At 59.7% G+C, this 13,272-nt stretch carries 9 protein-coding genes; 2 read left to right on the forward strand and 7 right to left on the reverse strand.

Annotation, left to right across the window (positions count from 1 at the left end):
- From JL015_RS16120 to JL015_RS16145, 6 genes are all read right to left on the reverse strand, one after another.
- Positions 1–336, reverse strand: a complete 336-nt coding sequence (locus tag JL015_RS16120) for a DUF3325 domain-containing protein (RefSeq protein ID WP_201019154.1) — start codon at positions 334–336, stop codon at positions 1–3.
- Positions 337–1,890: a PepSY-associated TM helix domain-containing protein gene (locus JL015_RS16125; protein WP_201019155.1), complete on the reverse strand. Its 1,554-nt coding sequence runs from the start codon at positions 1,888–1,890 to the stop codon at positions 337–339. It lies immediately after the preceding gene.
- Complete coding sequence (locus JL015_RS16130) at positions 1,887–2,174, reverse strand: DUF3649 domain-containing protein (RefSeq protein WP_201019156.1); 288 nt, start codon at positions 2,172–2,174, stop codon at positions 1,887–1,889. Before JL015_RS16130 ends, JL015_RS16125 begins: the two co-directional genes overlap by 4 nt.
- 82 nt (positions 2,175–2,256) lie before the next feature.
- Positions 2,257–4,494 carry a FepA family TonB-dependent siderophore receptor gene (locus JL015_RS16135; RefSeq protein WP_201019157.1) on the reverse strand — a complete coding sequence of 746 codons (2,238 nt, stop codon included), beginning with the start codon at positions 4,492–4,494 and terminating at the stop codon, positions 2,257–2,259.
- 112 nt (positions 4,495–4,606) lie between these two features.
- Complete coding sequence (locus JL015_RS16140) at positions 4,607–5,944, reverse strand: sensor histidine kinase (RefSeq protein ID WP_201019158.1); 1,338 nt, start codon at positions 5,942–5,944, stop codon at positions 4,607–4,609.
- The gene (locus JL015_RS16145) at positions 5,941–6,660 is read right to left on the reverse strand and encodes a response regulator transcription factor (RefSeq protein ID WP_201019159.1); all 720 of its coding nucleotides are present in this window, start codon (positions 6,658–6,660) and stop codon (positions 5,941–5,943) included. The genes JL015_RS16140 and JL015_RS16145 overlap by 4 nt, the downstream gene beginning before the upstream one ends.
- A 324-nt stretch (positions 6,661–6,984) precedes the next feature.
- Here JL015_RS16145 and JL015_RS16150 point away from each other — a divergent pair, with 324 nt between their 5' ends.
- Together JL015_RS16150 and katG are read left to right on the forward strand one after the other, a co-directional pair.
- Positions 6,985–9,408 carry a glucose/quinate/shikimate family membrane-bound PQQ-dependent dehydrogenase gene (locus tag JL015_RS16150; RefSeq protein ID WP_201019160.1) on the forward strand — a complete coding sequence of 808 codons (2,424 nt, stop codon included), beginning with the start codon at positions 6,985–6,987 and terminating at the stop codon, positions 9,406–9,408.
- 278 nt (positions 9,409–9,686) lie between these two features.
- The gene (katG, locus tag JL015_RS16155) at positions 9,687–11,948 is read left to right on the forward strand and encodes a catalase/peroxidase HPI (RefSeq protein WP_201019161.1); all 2,262 of its coding nucleotides are present in this window, start codon (positions 9,687–9,689) and stop codon (positions 11,946–11,948) included.
- Positions 11,949–12,010: 62 nt separating this feature from the next.
- On the opposite strand, the gene JL015_RS16160 is transcribed toward katG, so the two are convergent.
- On the reverse strand, positions 12,011–13,264 hold the full coding sequence (locus JL015_RS16160) for a vWA domain-containing protein (protein ID WP_201019162.1): 1,254 nt from the start codon (positions 13,262–13,264) through the stop codon (positions 12,011–12,013).
- Positions 13,265–13,272 lie beyond the last annotated feature (8 nt).

Genomic DNA, 13,272 nt, shown 5'->3' on the forward strand with positions numbered 1-13,272 from the left:
CTATGCCGAGAGGGTGAACACCCCGAGCAGTATCCAACCGGCGCCACTCACTCCCACGGCCAGTCGTATGGCATACGGTAGCAACAAGACCAGCGCCAGGCCTGTCATTGAAACCAGCCCCAGCCAGCCCACTGGTCCCATGGCCCAGCCCCAGACCTGAACGCTGCTGAGGAAACTGCCCGCCAATGCCAGCCAGCCGGCACTGCGCAGGGTGTGGCGTAATGCTTTGGACGGCGGGCGTTGCGACAGCTGTTTGTAATGCCGCTCCAGCCCCAGACACAAACCCAGCATGCCGCTGTAGGCCAGGAGCAGGCTGGTGATCAATGCGATGCTCATTCAGTTGACCTGCGCTGTGGCGGTGGAGGGGTGTTTTGCGGGGCGTTCCCTGGCGGGTTGGCCGATTTTCCAGCAGGTCCAGCCCAGCAGGATGCCGAGGACTACGGTCGTGGCTTCCAGAACGAAATGTTCGCCGCGATTTGGGGTGGTCAGTGCCAATAGCGGCAGGCTGATGCAGAGCAGGGCGGTGAGGGCCAGTTGTTCGCGCCAGGCGGCCAGCCATGGTCGGACAATGGCATGGCCGAGGCTCAACAGCCAGACGATAAAGAACACGCGGATCTCCCACTGACCGCGCTGGGCCAGTTCTGTCGGCAGCAGGCGGTTAGCCCACAGGAACGCGACGCAGGCCAGCATCAAACCCGCGATTACGGTGACGTTCAGGCGTTCGGCGCTGTGGTAGAGCGCCGCGCCGATGGCACCTTCATTGTCGTGGCGTCGGCGTCGTTTGACAGTAAACAGCACCATGCCGGTGGCGATCATCGCGCAACTGGCCAGGCCGCAGATGAAGTACAGCCAGCGCATCGGGTAGCCGCCGAACTGGGCGAAGTGCAGGCCGGCCATGACTTTCTGGGTCAGCAGGCTTGGGCGACTTTCTGGAGGTTGGCGCAGGATCTTGCCGGTCACGCCATCGAACAGCATGCTCTGGCCCTTGGTCAGTTCGATACGGTTGCCCAGCACGGGCCGCACTTCGATTCTGGCAGCGCTGCTGCCAGGGTTCTGGATAGAGAACCCGGCCACCGGCCCCATCAATCGCTCGGCCTCAGCCAGCAGCGGACCTAACGGTGTCAGCGTTGCTGTGCTCGTTGCCTCGCCACGCCTTGCCGATTGTTCTGGCCGTTGACCCTGTTGCTCGGTTGTCGGCCCGCCACGGATTGCACGACTCAGGGCATCGCGGTTGCCGTCGAACAGAGCATCTGTCGCCGCTGGCATGTAGATCAGGTAGAAAATCACCAGCCCCGTGTAAGTGATCATCAGGTGAAACGGCAGCACCAGCACGGCTGTGGCGTTATGGGCGTCCAGCCAGGAGCGCTGGCCCTTGGCCGGACGAAATGTGAAGAATTCCTTGAAGAACTTCTTGTGAATCACGATACCGCTGACCAGTGCCGCCAGCATGACCATGGCGGCCAGGCCTACGATCCAGATGCCGATATTGCGCGGCAGGTTGAGGGTGAAGTGAAAGAGGAAAAAGAACCCGCCACCTGCCGTCGCGCGTACATCCAGAGGTTCGCTGGTATAAGGGTCCAGATAGGTGCCGCCGCCGCGTCGCTGTTCTCCGGCGGACACCACCAGATTGGGCGAGCGCTCATTGGGCAGGCCGATGTTCCAGGCGCTGGCCTTGGGGTGATGGGCTTGCAGGTAGTCGAGTGCGCGCTGCGTCACTTGCGCCTGATCAAACGAATGCGCCGGTATTTCCGGTCGCATCCAGCCATCGATCTCTTTGTCGAAGACCGCCAGTGTGCCGGTAAGAAAGATCGAAAACAGCAACCAGCCAAAGACCAGGCCGCTCCAGGTGTGCAGCCAGGCCAGCGATTGAGTGAGGGTCTTGTGTTTCATGCCAGTTGCTCCAGCAATTGCGGCCAGAAGCCGATGGCCGCCAAGGGCAACGCCAATGTCAGACCGCTCCAGGCCCGCCAGGCGCTGCGGCAACTGAAGGCCCAGAGGATGACGAGGGTGTAAACCACAAAGGACAGCAAAGTGGAGACCACCAGCGCATCAACCTTGTCCAGCGGCAACAGGCGCGCCAGTGCTGCGGTAAAGGCATAGGTGAACAGATATCCACCCGGCAGCGCGGCGACAATCCGGGAGACGGTGGACCAGGAAAAGGATCGTGTTTTCATGGGTGATACTCATCAGGCCGCGTGCGCATGAAGGCCCGACCGGTTTCCCGGTCGGGCCTGCATTACAAGCGTCAGGTCAGCTTCAGAACGACGTGGTGATGGACGCATAGACCGATCGTCCCGGCTCGTTGTAAGTGCTGGCACCCGCGCTGGTGCCCGCGCCTTCGCGATAGATACGCTTGTCGAACATATTGTTGAGGCCGGCACCGATCGACAGGTTCTTGTTGATCTCGTAAGTCCCGCCAATACCCCAGACATGGTAAGGATCGAGGGTTCTCATCTCGTTCTCTGCCGTGACGGCGACACCCCGAAGCGGGTTGGTGACTCGTGGTTCCTGCTTGCCGTAGTAGGTGCCTGTAAGGCTCAGGGACAGCGCTTCGGTAGCCTGCCAGTCGAGCATGGTGTTGACCGTGTATTCGGGCACTACCGACAGCGGGTTGCCGTCATCATCCTCGTTGGATTGCATGTAGGTGAGGTTGGTGTTCCAGCTCAGGATGTCGCCGTTCTGGCCCAGCAGCGGGACGCCGATATTGCCTTCCCAGCCCTTGACCACGGCATCCTCGGCATTGTCCCAACGCAGGATGGCCTCGTTGTTCGCCGTCCGTCCGGTCAGGTCGTTGGACGAGACGATCTTGTTCTCGTAGTCGTTACGGAAATAGGTGAGCCCGGCGCTCCAGCCATCTCTGACAAAACTGATGCCCAATTCCTTGTTGATGCTGATTTCCGGGTCGAGGTTTTCGTTACCCAGCACATAGCAACCGGTTGAGTTCAGGCTCGGTGCGCAGCCATTGCCGTTGCTGCGGTACAGGTAGTTCGGGTTGGACTGGTACAGATTCGGTGCCTTGAAGGCCCTGGCAATACCGCCTTTCAGTGTGATGTCATCGGTCAGCTTGTAGGAGGAGTTGAGGCTTGGGCTCCAGTTGGCGCCGAACTGATCGTGATGGTCGAGACGTACGCCCGGAGTCAGGAACCATTTTGGCGTCAGCTCGATATTGTTTTCGAGGAACACAGCCATGATGGTGGCGTCCATGTCGGTCGGACGCGACCCGGCTGCCGAGTTGGGCAGCGTGGTGCCGATGTCGCGGTCCATGGTGCTGGGATCATCCAGCTCCTGACGGTTCCACTCGGCGCCGACAGTCAGTGTCTGCGGGCGCAGGAATTCCAGCGGGATATCCAGTTGTCCTTGCAGCAGGTAGCTGTCATAGGTGCTGGTGCTCTTGTCCGCATTGGCACTGATATCGCCATCGACGCTACCGGTCTGTCCTTCCAGCAACCTGTTGTTGCGGGTCTTCTCATACTGCGCCAGCAGGCGTGAAGTGCCGAACGCCCAGTCACCGTTATGGGTGACCGAGAAGTTCTGGCGATACATCGTGTTGGTTTCCCGGCCCAGCCAGTTGTTGACGGTACTGCCGTTGACCAGTGCGTCTGTGCCGCCAGTGCCGACATCACCTGCATAGATATTGCCCTGACGGCTGTAACTGGCTTCAAAGTCGAGGGTCTGGTTGGTGTCCAGCGCCCAGCTCAACAGCCCGTTTATATCCTTGTTGCGTACACCTTCGCGACCTGCCGCCAGCGATGCCCCGGAGGCTGTATCGGTATGTGCCTGGTTGATGTCGGCATCGTCCGCATCGGTCTTGTTGAGGTTGCCGTAGACACGGAAGGTGAGGGCATCGGTCAACGGGCCGGCGAGGCTGAACGTGGTGCGTTTGGTCATGCCCTCTGCATCGTCTTCCGGCAGGTTGGTGTAGGCGGTGACCGAGCCTGTGAGGGATTCGGTCGGTCGTTTGGTGATGATGTTCACTACACCACCCATGGAGCCCGAGCCATAACGGGCCGCAGCCGGGCCGCGTAGTACTTCGATGCTTTCGACTTCGCTGGCGGGTACCCAATTGCTGTCGCCGCGGGTATCACGCTCGCCGGAGCGGGTGTAGCGTACGGAGTTACGCGATGTGACGGGTTTGCCATCGATCAGGATCAGGGTGTTCTCCGGCCCCATGCCGCGCAGGTCGATCTGGCGATTGTTGCCACGTGCGCCGCTGGCGCTGTTGCCGGTCAGGTTGACGCCCGGCATCTTGCGCACGATATCGGAGAGGTCATTGACCGGAGGGCGTTTCTTGATGTCATCGGCGCTGATCAGCGACACACCCGATGCCTGTTTCAGCTCTTGCTCGGCAGTGGCCACCACATGGGTGTCGGCCAACTGGACGGAGTCATCGGTCTTTTCGGATCGGATGGACTCTGGCGTTTCGGCCATCGCCACTGACGGGCAGGCGGCCAGCAGGGCCAGGCAAAGGTGGCTGAGCTTGAATCGCGGATGCATCTGCAACACTCCTGTGACATTCATGGCGTGCAGAGAGGCGTGGGCTCTCTCTGCTGCCGGACTGGATGCAGATGGTATTTATTCTCATATGTGAGTAAATCTTTTTTACACTTTATACACTTCTCAAACGTAGATGCAGGCGCAGCCCCGGTGTGGCGTTCTCTGCCCAGATTTGTCCGTTCTGCAATTCAACGATGCTGCGGGCGATGGAAAGCCCAAGGCCGAAGCCTTCACCTCCCGGGCGTTCAGCGTTGAGGCGGGTGAACGGCTGGAAGACATGCTCCAGTTTTTCGGGCTCGATACCTGGCCCCTGATCTTCGATCCACAGGTGCCAGTAGCCACCTTCGCGGCAACCGGTCAGGCGGACCACGCCGTCATCCGGAGAGTGGCGAATGGCGTTGCGCAGGATGTTTTCCAACGCCTGCGCCAGACCATTCAGGTTGCCGCTGACGTAGCAGTCGGACGGCAAGTCGCATGGCAGCCGCTCCATGGGCCAGTTGGTCTCGAAGCACACGTCCTCGCACAACAGGTTCCACAGCTCTTTCACTTCTACGGTTTCCAGTGGCAGAGCAGGGCGTTCGGTATCCAGCCACACGAGTTCCAGGGTGTCGCTGATGAGCTTTTCCATGATCTGCACTTCGCGTTCCTGGCGCTGACGCATGGTGTCGATATCCAGTTCACGCTCGCCGGCTGCCCGCAAGCGGCTGAGCGGTGTGCGTAATTCATGGGACAGTGTGCGCAGCAGGCGGCGCTGAAAGACCACGGTGTTCTCCAGACGCCCGGCCATCTGATTGAAGGCTCGTGCCAGCTCGCCCAGTTCGTCCCGGCGCTCTGCTACCTGTGGCTCTACTCGCGCCGCCAGATCTCCGGTGCTCAAGGCATTGGCCTGGCGGTGAAGGATTACGATGGGCGAGATCAGAATGCGGTACAGCAGAGCGGCCAGCAGCAGTGCCAGGCTGGCAGGAAGCACTTTTTGCAGCAGCAGGTCCCACAGCTCGTTGTGCTGGCGAGGATGAAAGTGGCCGGGCAGATCCATTACCAGGCGTGCTTCAGTGTCTTTGAACGGGATGTAAAAAGTGGGTACACCGCCGGGGCGTCCCACCATGCCATCGAGCCTGCGCACGAAATGCAGCCTTTCCAGTTCCGGCTCCGTCAAAGGCTGTGAAGACAGCGAGTTCTGTTGTCTGTCCACGACCACGGCCCAGACCTTTTCCCGGCTGCGCAACTCGCGAAGCACCTCGTCGACTCCGCTGGCGCCGCGCTTCTGCCAGGCGGCTTCGGCCCGTCGTGCGTAGTCGTTAAGGGCACGCTTGGTCGGTTCGGATAACCGCTCTGTCGCCTCGTTGAGTCTGCGGTTCAGGTCGGTTTGCAGGCTGGCCATCAGCAGGCAGAGCAGGGCAAGGCCACCGATGAGTTTCCACAGCAGTGAGTGGCGATTGGGCAGCTTCATGGCGTCAACCGGGTCAGCACGTAACCCATGCCCCGCACCGTCTCAAGGCGCTTGTCGTTATAACCGATGGCCTGCAATTTACGGCGGATGCGGCTGACATGCATGTCCAGGCTGCGGTCATGCTGCGAGTACGCCCGGTGCATGGCCTGCTGATAGAGGAAAGCCTTGCCCAGCACTTCACCCATGTGTCGTACCAGCGTTTCCAGAATCCGGTATTCGGTGGTGCTCAGATCGGCCCACTGGTCATTCAGGCAGACGTCGGCGCGCTGCTCGTCGAAGGTCAACTGCGATTCATTACTGACGATCCTTGTCTGTGCTTCATGCTCGTACGCCACGCGGCGCAGAATGGCGTCGATACGCACATCCATCTCCAGCATGCTGAAGGGCTTGGGCAAGTAATCATCCGCGCCCTGGCTGAAGCCGACGATACGATCCTGCTCGGCGCCCAGTGCCGACATCAGGATCACCGGCAAGCGTTGGCGTTGGCGCAGCCGGGCCAGGATTTCCAGGCCGTTGCTGTCGGGCAACATGATGTCCATCAGGATCAGGTCGAAGTCCTGCGAACGTACCAGTTCCAGAATCTCGTCGCCGTCATGGCGCAGGGTCACCGTAAAACCGCGTTCGCTGAGGTGGCTCTGAAGATGAGCTGCCAGCAGTGGATCATCTTCTATGGCCAGAATATGAGCACGTGCGCCAGCGGGGTGGTGGAGTTGCATGAGAAACACCTGCGGATGAGAACGATTCCTTGATCCGTATTCTGACCAATGTCGCTGAAGATTCCCATCGGCACTTTCATTCCTTTCCAGACGAGTTGATTGTTACTGTTTATGTAATAGTTATTCTCATTTTGTGAGAGTGACAAATTGACGCGGATAAAGATTTTTTTGGTATCGTTACCAATATTAACCGTTTAGTTAATAATTTTTGCTGGCATCAGAAAGGATGCCCAGCCCCTGAAAAACCCTTCAGCGGCTTCTGTTTCAAGCTGCTCGAAAGACTCTTTCCTTCGTAACGTTCATGCATCAGCGGGATCATGCAACATGACTAAGTCTCAACCTTCGGCATCCTTCAGTCGCTGGCCCATCCGGGTTGTCGCTCTGGGTGTGCTGGTATTTGGATTGCTTTTCGCCGCAGGCGGCGGCTATCTCGTCACCCTGGGCGGCAGTTGGTATTTCCTGCTGGCCGGTCTTGGCCTGATCGCATCAGGTGTCCTGCTCTTCAAACAACGCCTGGCGGGTGCCTGGCTGTTCGCAGCAGTGATGGTGCTGACGCTGATCTGGGCGCTGGCCGATGCCGGGCTGAACTTCTGGCCGCTGATTTCGCGGCTGTTCGCTCTGGGTGTCTTGAGCCTGTTGGTGGCGCTGATCTACCCGGCCTTGCGTAAGGCGAATGGCCGGGAAGCGGGTCGTTCCGGTTATGCCCTGGGTGGTGTTCTGGCCATCGCGATTGTTGCGGCGGGTGCGGGAATGTTCGTGCCTCACGCTTCGGTTTCGCCTACCGGAAACGGCCCGGGCCTGACTGGCGTCGACCCGGCAAAGGCACAGAAAGACTGGCAGCACTACGGTAACGATGAAGGCGGTAGCCGTTTCGCGGCGCTGGATCAGATCAACCGCAGCAACGTCTCGAAGCTGGTACCGGCCTGGACTTACAACACCGGCGACATCGCAATCAGCAATGGTAATGGTGCTGAAGACCAGACCACTCCGTTGCAGGTGGGCGACAAGGTGTTTATCTGTACCCCGCACAACAACATCATCGCGCTGGACGCCGACACCGGCAAAAAGCTGTGGAAGAACGAGATCAACGCTCAGTCGGCGGTCTGGCAGCGTTGCCGTGGCCTGGCTTACTTTGACGCCACCGCAGCCGTTGCTCAACCAACCGACGGCAGCACGCCAGCCAAGGCCGTTTCTGTACCGGCGGGTGCCAATTGCCAGCGTCGTTTGTTGACCAACACCATTGATGCGCGCCTGATTGCCGTGGATGCCGATACCGGCGAGTTCTGCCAGGGCTTCGGCAATAATGGCCAGATCGATCTGAAAACCGGTCTGGGCAAGGTCCCGGATGCTTACTACCAACTGTCGTCGGCACCCTTGATGGCCGGTACAACAGTGGTTGTCGGCGGTCGTGTCGCTGACAACGTTCAGGCCGACATGCCCGGTGGCGTCATCCGTGGTTTCGATGTGGTGACCGGTGAAATGCGCTGGGCGTTCGACCCAGGCAACCCTGAAGACAAGAAAGCACCGGCTGAAGGCCGCACGTATGTGCGCAGTACGCCCAATAGCTGGGCACCGATGTCTTACGACCCGGCGATGAATACCGTGTTCTTGCCCATGGGCAGCTCGTCCACCGACATCTATGGTGTGGAACGTACTGCGCTGGATCACAAGTACGGCGCTTCCGTGCTGGCATTGAATGCCACCACGGGCGAAGAGAAGTGGGTCTACCAGACCGTTCATAACGACCTGTGGGATTTTGACCTGCCGATGCAGCCGAGCCTGATCGATTTCACCAAAGCAGATGGCAGCAAGGTGCCGGCAGTGGTGATCGGGACCAAGGCCGGTCAGATCTTCGTGCTGGATCGTGCCACTGGTCAGCCACTGACCCAGGTTGACGAGATCCCGGTCAAGCCGTCCAACATTCCCAACGAGCCTTACTCCAGGACCGAGCCTCTTTCGGTGGGCATGCCACAGATCGGTGCGCCACACCTGACGGAGTCGGACATGTGGGGTGCGACTCCATTCGATCAGATGCTGTGCCGTATCTCGTTCAAGAAAATGCGTTATGAAGGCCTGTACACCGCGCCGGGCACTGACGTCTCGCTGAGCTTCCCGGGTTCTCTGGGTGGCTTGAACTGGGGCAGCATTTCGACGGATCCGGTGCATGGCTTCATCTTCGTCAACGACATGCGTCTGGGCCTGTGGATCCAGATGGTTCCCCAGGAAAAAGATGCCAAGGCATCTTCCGGTGGCGAAGCACTGAACACTGGCATGGGCGCAGTACCGCTCAAGGGCACACCGTACGCCGTGAACAAGAACCGCTTCCTGTCGGTGGCCGGTATTCCTTGTCAGGCGCCACCTTTCGGCACCTTGACCGCCATCGACATGAAGACCCAGAAAGTCGCCTGGCAAGTGCCGGTTGGCACTGTTGAAGACACAGGCCCCATGGGTGTCAAGATGCACCTGCCGTTGCCGATCGGCATGCCGACTCTGGGCGGTACGCTGTCCACTCAGGGCGGTCTGGTGTTTATCGCCGGTACTCAGGATTACTACCTGCGCGCCTTCAACTCCGCCAACGGCGAAGAAGCCTGGAAAGCCCGTCTGCCGGTTGGCAGCCAGGGTGGCCCGATGACCTATGTCTCGCCCAAGACCGGCAAGCAGTACATCGTCATCACTGCCGGTGGTGCCCGTCAGTCCCCTGATCGTGGCGATTATGTGATCGCTTACGCGCTGCCTGACAGCAAGTAAGCTGCGCAACATCCGAAACCCGCTGTCGCCCGCTCAGGGTGGCCGCGGTTTTTTTGTTGCCTGTCAGATTCCTCTCTAGCTCTGCATCATGGACTCGTCTAGGCTAATCGATGCCGACCCAAGCCCTGAGACAGTTACTTGATGGTCGATAACGAGCACCGCCGTGAGAACGGAGCCCATACAAGCGTGGGCCCTGTATATGCCATAGACATCATCTGTCGCGGCCCGGGCTTCAGGCCTGGCCGGATAGCAGGATGCAGACCAAGAGGTAGCCGTAAATGTCAACCGAATCAAAATGTCCGTTCAACCATGCAGCAGGTGGTGGTACAACGAACCGAGACTGGTGGCCAGAGCAACTCAATCTGAAGATCCTGCATCAGCACTCATCCTTGTCCGATCCTCTGGGTGAGGCATTCGATTACGCAGAAGCGTTCAAAAGCCTCGACCTGGAGGCCGTAAAGAAAGACCTGCATGCCCTGATGACCGATTCCCAGGACTGGTGGCCAGCCGACTTCGGCCATTACGGTCCGCTGTTCGTGCGCATGGCCTGGCACAGTGCTGGCACTTACCGTACAGCCGATGGGCGTGGCGGTGCCGGTGCGGGTCAGCAGCGTTTTGCGCCGCTCAACAGTTGGCCGGATAACGTCAGCCTGGACAAGGCGCGTCGCCTGATCTGGCCAATCAAGCAGAAATACGGCCGCAAGATCTCCTGGGCCGACCTGATCATCCTCACCGGCAACGTGGCGCTGGAGTCCATGGGCTTCAAGACCTTCGGCTTCTCCGGCGGTCGCCCTGACGTGTGGGAACCAGAAGAAGACGTGTACTGGGGTTCTGAAACCACCTGGCTGGGCGGTGAAACCCGCTATGGCAAGGACGCGCAGCCACCGGGCGAGGGCGTTCTGGTGGCCGAGCCTGAACTGCATGGCAGCGAAGAAAAGCGCACCGACAGTGAAGGGCGCAACCTGGAAAACCCGCTGGCCGCCGTGCAGATGGGCCTGATCTACGTAAACCCGGAAGGCCCTGAAGGCAACCCGGACCCTGTCGAGTCCGCCAAGGACATTCGCGAAACCTTCGGTCGCATGGCCATGAACGACGAAGAAACCGTTGCCTTGATCGCGGGCGGTCACGCCTTCGGCAAGACCCACGGTGCAGGTCCGGCAAGCCATGTAGGCGCCGAGCCTGAAGCCGCTGGTCTGGAAGAGCAGGGCTTTGGCTGGAAAAACAGCTTTGGCACCGGCAAGGGCGCTGACACCATCACCAGCGGTCTGGAAGTGACCTGGACTTCCACGCCAACCAGGTGGAGCAACGAGTACCTGGAAAACATGTTCCGCTTCGATTGGGAACTGACCAAAAGCCCGGCAGGCGCCCATCAGTGGACACCGAAGAACGGCGAGGGCGCCGGTACTGTGCCTGATGCCCACGACCCTTCCAGACGCCATGCGCCGAGCATGCTGACCTCCGACCTGGCGCTGCGTTTCGACCCGATCTATGAGCCGATTTCCCGTCGCTTCCTCGCCAACCCGGATCAACTGGCCGACGCCTTTGCCCGCGCCTGGTTCAAGCTGACCCACCGCGACATGGGGCCGCTGGCACGTTATCTCGGGCCGGAAAACCCCACCGAAGAACTGCTCTGGCAAGACCCGCTTCCAGCACTCGACCATGCCCTTGTGGATGACAGCGACGTTACAGCCCTCAAGAGCAAGATCCTGGCTTCGGGCCTGTCTGTTTCGCAACTGGTGTCCACCGCATGGGCATCGGCGTCGACCTTCCGTGGTTCCGACAAGCGCGGCGGTGCCAATGGTGCGCGTATCCGTCTGGCTCCGCAGAAAGACTGGCCGGTCAACCAGCCTGAACAACTGGCGAAAGTACTGAAAACACTTGAAGGGATTCAGGCCGAATTCAACAGCGCACAGGCTGGGGGCAAGAAGATTTCCCTGGCCGACCTGATCGTCCTGGCGGGTAGCGCAGGCATCGAAAAAGCAGCCAGCAATGCCGGGCAGAGCGTCAAGGTCCCATTCACACCGGGCCGCACCGATGCTTCGCAGGAGCAGACCGACGTGGAATCCTTCGGTTTCCTTGAACCCATCGCCGATGGCTTCCGTAACTACCTGAAAGGCAACTACAAGGTATCAGCCGAAGCGCTGCTGGTGGACAAGGCGCAACTGCTGACCCTGACCGCACCTGAGCTGACCGTGTTGCTGGCAGGCCTGCGGGTCCTGAATATCAATGCCGACAGCAGCCAGCATGGCGTGTTTACCAAGCGGCCAGAGGCGCTGACCAACGACTTCTTCGTCAACCTGCTCGATATGGGGACAGCGTGGAATGCGACTTCAGGCGCCAACGACAGCTTTCAGGGACGTGATCGCAAGACTGGTCAGGTGAAATGGACCGGTACCCGCGTCGATCTGGTCTTCGGCTCCCACGCTCAACTGCGGGCAATCTCCGAAGTCTATGCAAGTGCTGACGCCCAGGAGAAGTTTGTCAGCGACTTCGTTGCAGCCTGGACCAAAGTGATGAACCTGGATCGCTTCGACGTCTGAAGCCATTCCGGCAAGTAACAACCTGAAGCGGCGTGAGCCGCTTCAGGCCATTCTCCGGATCGTTATGGCCTCTGCTCGCCCGAGCAGTTCGGTTTGTCCGATACCTCATCCATGGCTTCACGCAGCATGCGCTGCACCTCTACGGCATTGTTTGCCGCATAGACCCGGCCTCCCGTGTTTTCGGCGATGCAGTTGGACAGGGCGCTGTCACTGATATTGACCACGTTCACTCGCAGCCGTGGCTGCTGGCTGGCGATACGTGCCGACACCTCGCAAGCGTTCTGCTCACAACCATCTTCTCCGTCGACAAACATCACCACGACCGCATCCTTGAAGCGCCCGTCGACCTTGCTGGCTGCCTTGGCAAGACTGTCTGCCAAAGGTGTGCCGTCATCTGCCTGAAGCTGGTTGACGCCGGCAATCAGCTGTGGCCGTGCGTTGCGGCCGAACAAGCCCTGATCCACCGTATTGGCGCAGCCCCTGAAGGTAATCAGGCGGGTATCGATGTCCGGGTGCAGTTGATCGATCATGGCCGCAAAGGATTGCTTGGCCACTGTCATGCGGGTGGGTTCTGCCAGCAGGCGGGCTTTTCTAGGGTTGGTTTCAGGCAGGCTCTGACCTACCTGAGAAAGCCATTCTTCGTCTGCGGCCGTTGCATTGATGTTGATGTTCATCGAGCCGGAGGTGTCCAGCACCACCACGAAATCCGGTTTGGGCGCGTTCGCGGTGCAGGCATAACTTTCTATGGGCGTTGGATAAATCAGGTTCCACAAGCTGCCTCGCCAGGTCCAGAGCAGCCACAGCAACAGAAGCAGCAAAGGCAACAATAGCAACCACAGGGGAATGCGCAGCCACCAGCGATTTGACGTCACTCCGGGTGAAGGCGCGGGACTGGAAACGGGTGGTACAACGGGTGGCAATTTGGGTTTCAGGCCCCAGCGAACCACTACCGGTTCATCGTTCAGGCTGTAGAGATTGTTCAGATCCGGCGCACCGATCAGGGTGTTCAGTGCCTGAGAATCCTCGGTCTTGCCGCGGGCTTTCAGCTCATCCGCCAATTGCCGGATGGCCTGCTGGCGTTGTTCGTAGCGAGCCAGAAGCGCTTGCCGTGCTGTGGGGCCAAGGCTTTCATAGGTCAGCGGCTGGCCTCCGAGTTCCGACCACCATTGCAGCGTGTCCTGGGTTCCGGCTCGCGGGATGGCATAAAGGCTGGCAACACTGGGCGGAAAGTGACGGTGCAGCAGTTCGACCTTGCTTTCCAGGCTACGCAGCAGTTCTGGAGGATGGGATGTGGCGTCGCGGGTGATGCGTTGCATGGTGCGGG

It is taken from the genome of Pseudomonas cichorii (genome assembly GCF_015471405.1).
GTDB lineage: Bacteria > Pseudomonadota > Gammaproteobacteria > Pseudomonadales > Pseudomonadaceae > Aquipseudomonas > Aquipseudomonas serbiensis.

What these genes read in the sequence shown, in the direction of transcription:
- JL015_RS16120 (WP_201019154.1), bottom strand. Translation starts at nt 336, where the DNA reads ATGAGCATCGCATTGATCACCAGCCTGCTCCTGGCCTACAGCGGCATG.
- JL015_RS16125 (WP_201019155.1), bottom strand. Translation starts at nt 1,890, where the DNA reads ATGAAACACAAGACCCTCACTCAATCGCTGGCCTGGCTGCACACCTGG.
- JL015_RS16130 (WP_201019156.1), bottom strand. Translation starts at nt 2,174, where the DNA reads ATGAAAACACGATCCTTTTCCTGGTCCACCGTCTCCCGGATTGTCGCC.
- JL015_RS16135 (WP_201019157.1), bottom strand. Translation starts at nt 4,494, where the DNA reads ATGCATCCGCGATTCAAGCTCAGCCACCTTTGCCTGGCCCTGCTGGCC.
- JL015_RS16140 (WP_201019158.1), bottom strand. Translation starts at nt 5,944, where the DNA reads ATGAAGCTGCCCAATCGCCACTCACTGCTGTGGAAACTCATCGGTGGC.
- JL015_RS16145 (WP_201019159.1), bottom strand. Translation starts at nt 6,660, where the DNA reads ATGCAACTCCACCACCCCGCTGGCGCACGTGCTCATATTCTGGCCATA.
- JL015_RS16150 (WP_201019160.1), top strand. Translation starts at nt 6,985, where the DNA reads ATGACTAAGTCTCAACCTTCGGCATCCTTCAGTCGCTGGCCCATCCGG.
- katG (WP_201019161.1), top strand. Translation starts at nt 9,687, where the DNA reads ATGTCAACCGAATCAAAATGTCCGTTCAACCATGCAGCAGGTGGTGGT.
- JL015_RS16160 (WP_201019162.1), bottom strand. Translation starts at nt 13,264, where the DNA reads ATGCAACGCATCACCCGCGACGCCACATCCCATCCTCCAGAACTGCTG.